Annotated in this window: 1 protein-coding gene; it reads right to left on the minus strand. The window is 42.4% G+C overall.

What is annotated here, in order from left to right; genetic code table 11:
• Positions 1 to 858 (minus strand): serine/threonine-protein kinase (locus R7E78_RS25440; RefSeq protein ID WP_318058515.1); only part of this gene is annotated, 858 nt, incomplete at both ends.

Genomic DNA, 858 nt, shown 5'->3' on the forward strand with positions numbered 1-858 from the left:
TGATTCAAATTGACCGAGTAAATAGGGCTTATGTAGACAGAGCAACCCAGCTTTAATTAGAGGGTGAAGGGAAGCGTCACCATCGATTAAAGAGCGGCTATGCTCCGGCGAAGTACTTAATAGAAGCTCTGCATTTTGGATAACTTCTTTTTGTTGACTAAGCTTTGCTTCTAGATCGGAAATGGCAACTTGTTGTTGGTTGTAGACTAATCCAAGACCTGCCACAAACAACAAGCTGGCTGCGACACCAGTGGCCAAGGGCCAATGCTGCTTGTTCAAACGACGCTTAACTGTCTTTGCATTAAAATCAGCTGGAATTGTGCCAGTTGAAAAAATCTTCGAGAAAATCGGCCACTTCGCTATTGGCATATTTGCTGGTTTAGAGACCTTAATATTTTTCTTTAGTGCTTCATTAACTGGTGTTCTTGAATATGGATGCTTACAACTCAACAATTCATACGTAATACAACATAAGGCGAACATATCATCGCTTATGTTTGGTTCTTTTCCTGAGAGCAGGTTGAGTGAGGCGTAGTTAGGCGTGTAGCCCAGCGTTTCTAGATCTTCTGTTTTACGTTTTGCTGCATACTGATCCTGTTTGATCTGGTGAGTTTTCGACACACCAAAATCCAAAAGCTTTACATGGCCTTCGGAGGTCAAAATTACGTTGGCTGGTTTTAAGTCGGCGTGTACAACACCGAGCGAATGAGCATAGGATAGTGCGTCGAGGATTTGGTTGAGGATAGAAAGCATTGCATGGTACTTCAAACCATTTGGACGAGATCGTTGGATTAAACTTTCCAACGTTTCGCCGTCAATATATTCCATCACTAAAAAGTAGATATCACCGTCGACTCC

This window comes from Vibrio sp. YT-19(2023) (assembly GCF_033337395.1).